At 66.4% G+C, this 6189-nt stretch carries 6 protein-coding genes; 1 reads left to right on the forward strand and 5 read right to left on the reverse strand.

Features of this window, described 5'->3' with window-relative positions; genetic code table 11:
* Nucleotides 1-58: 58 nt before the first annotated feature.
* Complete coding sequence (locus ACFWBW_RS34765) at nt 59-679, reverse strand: heme-copper oxidase subunit III (protein ID WP_008738823.1); 621 nt, start codon at nt 677-679, stop codon at nt 59-61.
* A 200-nt stretch (nt 680-879) separates the two neighbouring features.
* On the opposite strand from ACFWBW_RS34765, the gene ACFWBW_RS34770 reads away from it, so the two are divergent.
* On the forward strand, nt 880-1281 hold the full coding sequence (locus tag ACFWBW_RS34770) for a hypothetical protein (protein ID WP_250742508.1): 402 nt from the start codon (nt 880-882) through the stop codon (nt 1279-1281).
* Between the two features lie 120 nt (nt 1282-1401).
* Here the strand turns inward: ACFWBW_RS34770 and ACFWBW_RS34775 are convergent, their stop codons facing one another.
* The 4 genes from ACFWBW_RS34775 to coxB all read right to left on the reverse strand — a co-directional run bounded on the left by ACFWBW_RS34775 (nt 1402) and on the right by coxB (nt 5884).
* The gene (locus ACFWBW_RS34775; RefSeq protein ID WP_385381432.1) at nt 1402-2649 is read right to left on the reverse strand and encodes an Ig-like domain-containing protein; all 1248 of its coding nucleotides are present in this window, start codon (nt 2647-2649) and stop codon (nt 1402-1404) included.
* A gap of 138 nt (nt 2650-2787) precedes the next feature.
* Nucleotides 2788-3186 (reverse strand): cytochrome c oxidase subunit 4, encoded by a 399-nt coding sequence (locus tag ACFWBW_RS34780; protein ID WP_254383458.1) that lies wholly within the window; start codon nt 3184-3186, stop codon nt 2788-2790.
* Entirely contained in the window at nt 3183-4913 is a 1731-nt protein-coding gene (gene ctaD / locus ACFWBW_RS34785; protein ID WP_385381436.1) for a cytochrome c oxidase subunit I, read from the reverse strand. Before ctaD ends, ACFWBW_RS34780 begins: the two co-directional genes overlap by 4 nt.
* A complete protein-coding gene (gene coxB, locus ACFWBW_RS34790; RefSeq protein WP_385381439.1) occupies nt 4910-5884 on the reverse strand; it encodes a cytochrome c oxidase subunit II in 975 nt (324 codons plus the stop codon). Before coxB ends, ctaD begins: the two co-directional genes overlap by 4 nt.
* Between the last annotated feature and the right edge of the window lie 305 nt (nt 5885-6189).

A 6189-nucleotide genomic window follows, 5' to 3' on the forward strand; every position in this document is an offset into this window, starting at 1 on the left:
GATCTTCTGCGTCGGTGTGTCTGGATGGAGTGCCGGGTCGGGCCCGGCGACGTGTTCGCTACTTGATCAGGTAGATCGTCGCGAAGAGGCCGATCCAGACGACATCGACGAAGTGCCAGTAGTAGGACACGACGATGGCCGACGTGGCCTGTTCGTGGGTGAACCTCTTGGCCGCGTACGTCCGGCCGAGGACCAGCAGGAAGGCGATGAGACCGCCCGTCACGTGCAGACCGTGGAAGCCGGTGGTCAGGTAGAAGACCGAGCCGTACGGACCGGACGAGAGGCTCATGCCCTCGTGCTTGACCAGCTCGGTGTACTCGAACACCTGGCCGCCAATGAAGATCGCACCCATGACGAACGTGATGATGAACCACGTCCTGAGCTTCTTCACGTCACCGCGCTCGGCGGCGAATACGCCGAGCTGGCAGGTGAGCGAGGAAAGCACCAGGATCGTCGTGTTCGTCGCCGAGAAGGGCAGATTCAAGGCCGAAGCCTGTTCTGTCCAGTACTCGGCGCCTGTCACGGATCGCAGGGTGAAGTACATCGCGAAGAGGGCCGCGAAGAACATCAGCTCGGAACTCAACCAGATGATGGTTCCCACGCTGACGAGGTTCGGCCTGTTGACCGTCGGGTGCGCGTGCCCGGTATCTACTGTCGTTGCTGTCGCCACGACCGACATTATGTCGGTCCCTTATCCCGCCCTCACCCCGGGGGGTGCCGTTCGGAGTGTCAGGGGCGTGTGCAAGGCCCGAACGGCCCATCAGATCGACCCCCGGAGGTCTGATCAGCAGCCTGTGCGAACCGATGTTGACACCGGGTCGGACGGAGTAGCATCCCGCGCAACATCAACGTGATTCACGGGACACGTGGAGGAACGAAATGCGGGCGACTGCGCGGGTTCTGGTCTACAGCGACGACGCGGGCACCCGGGAGCAGGTGCGGCTGGCGGCCGGGCGCAGGCCGGCCGCCGATCTGCCGCCGGTGGAGTTCCTGGAGTGCGCCACGCTGCCGGCCGTCCTGAAGGAACTGGACGCGGGCGGCATCGACGTGTGCGTGCTGGACGGCGAGGCGGTTCCGGCGGGGGGCATGGGCGTGTGCCGACAGATCAAGGACGAGATCTTCCAGTGCCCGCCCGTACTGCTCCTGATGGGCCGTCCGCAGGACGCCTGGCTGGCCACCTGGAGCCGCGCGGACGCCGCCGTCACCCTTCCGGTTGATCCGGTGGACTTCGCGCAGGCCCTGGCGGGTCTGCTGCGCGCGCGGCTCTCCCCGGCGGCCTGACGGGGCCTGTGCGCCCCGCACAGCCCTTTACCGGCGCATACCGGGGCACGAGCGCCCGTACGGTCCGTACGGGCGCCCGTGCCCCGGTTGTGGCCTCTCCAGGCGCTCCTGGCCCGGTGGTTACACCTGCGGGCGCAGGCGGGCCTGGTCGACGGGGCTGCGGCCCTCCTGGGTGCCCTTGAGGAGGGCGCTGCCCTCGCGCCAGTCCTTCCAGTCCATGTTCCAGTCGCCGAAGCCGTTGCCGAAGATGTCCATGTCGTCGCCGATGCTGTTGATGACGCGGACGATGTCGCCTTCGGTGATGTTCTCGTAGAACCAGGCGGCGTTGCCCGTGCTCATGCCGGTGCAGCCGTGGCTGACGTTGGCGTAGCCGTGGGAGCCGACGGACCACGGCGCGGCGTGGACGTATTCACCGCTCCAGGTGACGCGCGTCGCGTAGTAGACGGGCAGGTTGTAGTACTCGCTGCCGCCGATGCCCACGGTGTCGCCGCGCATCTGGACGTAGTACTGCTTGCCGAGCACCACCTTGACGCCGTTGCGGGTGGAGAACCCGGGCTTGCCGGTGGTCACCGGAATGGAATTGATCACTTCTCCGTTGCGCCGGAACGTCATCCAGTGCGAGGAGGCGTCGGTGGTGACCTCGACGCGGTCGCCGATCTCCAGCTTCAGCGGCTTGGAGGCGGCGCCGTGCAGGTCGTCGGCGATCTTGATGCCCTCCAGGTTGCTCCGGACGGACACGGTGGTGTTGGCGGGCCAGTAGTCCTTGGGCCGGTAGTGGAGCTTCTTGTCGTCCACCCAGTGCCAGGCGCCCACGGCCTCCGCCGGGGCGTCGACGACCAGGCCCCGTTCGATGACGGCGCGGGCGGCCTTGTCCTTGACGGGTTCGTTGAGTTCGGCCGTGATGGGCTGTCCGACGCCGTACTTGCCCTCGTCCGGACCGAACTCGACCTTGAGGACCTTCTGGGCCGGGGTGGTGTCGAAGGTGAGCGTGCGCTGCCCGGGGGCGCCCCGTTCGTCCTCGGTGCTCACCAGGACGGTGTAGCGGACACCGGCGGCCATCGGGACGGTGCTGTGCCAGCGGTCGCCGGAGGCGGACAACTCGCCCGCCAGGCGGCGTCCGTGGGTGTCCACGGCGCTGACGTCGGTGATCCGGCCGTCGCCGCTCTTGGCGGTGACTTCCAGGGGCCGGTCCGGGTCGACCGGGCGGCTGCCCGAGGACTGGTTGAGGGCGACTTGATCGCCCGCGTCGTAGGGGCGGGCGGACAGCGGGTTGTCGTCGCCCGACCCGCATGCGGTGGCGCCGGCCCCGAGGGACGCGACCAGCAGGGAGCAGCCGATAACCGTCCAAAGACGCGGTGACTGGTTCATGAAGCCAACGCTATGAAGATATGACAATTCCGGCGCGCGGGGTGACTGCAAACGAGGGGCCCGGACTCCTCCATTGGAGGTGTCCGGGCCCCTGGTCTCACGCTGTGGCCGCTGCGGGAAGCAGTGGCACGGGTGCGGCTACTGGTTCTGGTTCTCGCCGCGGTAGTACTCGTACACCCAGCCCCACAGACCCACGAGGATCAGCGGCGCCGAGAAGTACATCAGCCACCAGCCGAAGATGACGCCGCTGAAGGCGAAGGCGCCACCGATGGCCAGCGAGAGCGGCTGCCAGCTGTGCGGGGAGAAGAACCCCAGCTCGCCCGCCTCGTCGGCGACGTCGGCCTCCAGGTTGTCCTGGGCCATCTCGTCCACGCGCGCGGCCGTGAAGGCCAGGTAGTAGCCGATCATGGCGCTCAGGCCGAAGGCCAGTGCGAGCGCGGTGGTGCCGACCGGCTCCTTCGACCACACGCCGTACACGACGGTCATGATCAGGATGAAGGCGGCGAGCCACAGGAACATCCTGCCCTGGATCTTCACTTGCCGTCCTCCTTGCCACCAGCGACGGCCTTGGCGGCCACGGAGTGGTCCTCAAGGTGGTCGAGGGCCGCGATCTCGGGGTGGTGCAGATCGAATGCCGGGGATTCGGACCGGATCCTCGGCAGGGTGAGGAAGTTGTGCCGCGGCGGCGGGCAAGACGTCGCCCATTCGAGCGAACGGCCGTAGCCCCACGGGTCGTCGACCTCGATCTTCTTGCCGTACTTCGCCGTCTTCCAGACGTTGTACATGAACGGCAGCATCGACAGGCCCAGCACGAACGAGCTGATCGTCGAGATGGTGTTCAGCAGCGTGAAGCCGTCCGCCGCGAGGTAGTCCGCGTAACGACGCGGCATGCCCTCGGCGCCCAGCCAGTGCTGCACCAGGAAGGTGCCGTGGAAGCCGATGAACAGCGTCCAGAAGGTGATCTTGCCGAGGCGCTCGTCCAGCATCTTGCCCGTGAACTTCGGCCACCAGAAGTGGAAGCCCGCGAACATCGCGAAGACCACGGTGCCGAAGACGACGTAGTGGAAGTGCGCGACGACGAAGTACGAGTCGGAGACGTGGAAGTCCATCGGGGGCGAGGCCAGGATGACGCCGGTCAGGCCACCGAAGGTGAAGGTGACCAGGAAGCCGATCGTCCAGAGCATCGGGGTCTCGAAGGACAGTGAGCCCTTCCACATGGTGCCGATCCAGTTGAAGAACTTCACACCGGTCGGAACCGCGATGAGGAACGTCATGAAGGAGAAGAACGGCAGCAGCACACCGCCGGTGACGTACATGTGGTGGGCCCACACGGTCACCGAAAGGCCGGCGATCGAGATCGTCGCGGCGATCAGGCCGATGTAACCGAACATCGGCTTGCGCGAGAAGACCGGAATGATCTCGGAAACGATTCCGAAGAACGGCAGCGCGATGATGTACACCTCTGGGTGTCCGAAGAACCAGAAGAGGTGTTGCCACAGCAGGGCGCCGCCGTTGGCCGCGTCGAAGATGTGCGAGCCGAACTTCCGGTCGGCCTCCAGCGCGAAGAGCGCGGCGGCCAGCACCGGGAAGGCGAGCAGGACCAGAACACCGGTCAGCAGCACGTTCCAGGTGAAGATCGGCATGCGGAACATCGTCATGCCGGGGGCGCGCATGCAGATGATCGTGGTGATGAAGTTGACCGAGCCGAGGATCGTGCCGAAGCCGGAGAAGGCCAGACCCATGATCCACATGTCGGCGCCGATGCCCGGGGAGCGGACGGCGTCCGACAGCGGGGAGTAGGCGAACCAGCCGAAGTCGGCGGCACCCGAGGGGGTGATGAAGCCGGCCACCGCGATGGTCGAACCGAAGAGGTACAGCCAGTACGCGAACATGTTCAGCCGCGGGAACGCCACGTCGGGCGCGCCGATCTGCAGCGGCATGATCCAGTTCGCGAAGCCCGCGAACAGCGGGGTGGCGAACATCAGCAGCATGATCGTGCCATGCATGGTGAACGCCTGGTTGAACTGCTCGTTCGACATGATCTGCGTACCCGGACGGGCCAGCTCGGCGCGCATGAAGAGCGCCAGCAGGCCGCCGATGAGGAAGAACACGAACGACGTGAGCAGGTACATCGTGCCGATGGTCTTGTGGTCGGTAGTGGTCAACCACTTCACGACGACATTGCCCGGCTGCTTGCTCCGTACCGGCAACTCGTTCTCGTACGAGTCGGCCTCGGCACCCTGAGGCTGGTTGAGGATGCTCACAGTTTGTTCACCTCAGCATTGCGGGCCGGGTCGGTCTGCTGGATACCGGCCGGGAGGAAGCCGGTCTGACCCTTCTTCGCAAGCTCCTTCAGGTGCGCCTTGTACGCCTCCGGGGAGACGACCTTGACGTTGAAGAGCATTCGGGAGTGGTCGACACCGCAGAGCTCGGCGCACTTGCCCATGAAGACGCCCTCTTCGGTCGGGGTGACCTCGAAGACGTTGGTGTGTCCCGGAATGACGTCCTGCTTGAACAGGAAGGGGACCACCCAGAAGGAGTGGATGACGTCGTTGGACGACAGGATGAAGCGGACCTTCTCGCCCTTCGGCAGCCAGAGCGTGGGGCCCGGGTTGCCGGTCTCCGCGTTCCGGTCGCTCGGGACGCCCTTGGTGTAGACGCCTTCGGCGCCCGCGGGGAAGTCCTTGGTGTAGCGGTCCGGGAGGGAGGCGAGTTCCTTGGGAACCTCGCCGGCCTTCGGGGTCGCCGCGTCGCCGTCGACGTCCTCGACGTAGTTGAAGCCCCAGCTCCACTGGAAGCCGATCACGTTGATCGTGTGCGCCGGCTTGGCGGAGAGGGCGAGCAGCTTCGACTCGTCACGCGCGGTGAAGTAGAAGAGCACCGAGACGATGATGAGGGGGACCACGGTGTACAGCGCCTCGATGGGCATGTTGTACCGGGTCTGCGGGGGAACCTCGACCTTGGTCCGGCTGCGCCGGTGGAAGATGACGCTCCACATGATCAGGCCCCACACGAGGATGCCGGTGATCAGAGCGGCCGCCCAGGACCCCTGCCACAGGGAGAGGATGCGAGGCGCCTCTTCAGTGACCGGGGTGGGCAATCCGAGGCGGGGGAAGTCTTTCCATGTATACGAGCAACCAGTGGCGGTCGCCAGGACCACGCCCGCAGTCAGCGCCTGCAGCAGCTTCCGCCGCATCGGGCGCCGCGGCGAGCGGTCGGAGCCGTAGGGACTCACGTAGCGCCTTCCCGAGAGTCTCGGCCCGCGCGGCCGGCCGCGGCCGCATTCGGGTCGGTCGCCGGCCCTGACGCAGGCAGGGGTTTGGATGTTTATGCGGACCAAACCCTACTGGACGCTATTTGGGGTCGCGCGGGGAGGGTGCCCAACGCGCCGTTACTGACCCCGAAGGGATGGATCCGCCGTACGGGGGACGGCCCAACGGGCCCCGAATGGCGGGGTCCCGACGACATCTGACGGGCCCTGACCTCGGGCCTGTCGGTGGCAGGGGATGGGGGTAAGGAGGGGAGGGAGGGGGGGAGCTA

The organism is Streptomyces sp. NPDC059957 (assembly GCF_042730015.1).
GTDB lineage: Bacteria > Actinomycetota > Actinomycetes > Streptomycetales > Streptomycetaceae > Streptomyces.

Bases quoted from the DNA above. Each gene is read 5' to 3' on its own strand.
- ACFWBW_RS34765 (WP_008738823.1), bottom strand. From the start codon at position 679: ATGTCGGTCGTGGCGACAGCAACGACAGTAGATACCGGGCACGCGCAC.
- ACFWBW_RS34770 (WP_250742508.1), top strand. From the start codon at position 880: ATGCGGGCGACTGCGCGGGTTCTGGTCTACAGCGACGACGCGGGCACC.
- ACFWBW_RS34775 (WP_385381432.1), bottom strand. From the start codon at position 2,649: ATGAACCAGTCACCGCGTCTTTGGACGGTTATCGGCTGCTCCCTGCTG.